1 pseudogene is annotated in these 292 nt (G+C 78.4%); it reads left to right on the top strand.

Features of this window, described 5'->3' with window-relative positions:
* Positions 1-59 precede the first annotated feature (59 nt).
* Positions 60-292 (top strand): annotated as a pseudogene (locus AC5Y5V_RS31430) (PE family protein); the annotation flags it as partial.

The following is a 292-nucleotide window of genomic DNA, read 5'->3' as shown; positions in this document are numbered from 1 at the left end:
ACGGCGGCACCGGCGGCGCCGCCAGCCAAGGGTTCTCCATCGCCCCAGACGGCACGCCCGTGGCAAACCAAGGCGCCACCGGTGGCGCCGGCGGCCAAGGCGGAAACGGCGGCGCGCCCGGCACCGGAACCGGCGGCCACCAAGGCGCCGGCGGCCACGGCGGCAACGGCGGCCTCGGCGGCGTCGGCGACCAGGGCAGCGACGGCACCGACAACAGCGCCACCGTCGACACACCGGGTGGCCAAGGCGGACAAGGCGGCACCGGCGGCACCGGCGGCAACGCCGGAACCGG

Source organism: Mycobacterium sp. NGS68, assembly GCF_059812195.1.
Note: the sequence above shows the minus strand (reverse complement) of the source record. Positions and strands in the feature narration are given on the sequence as shown.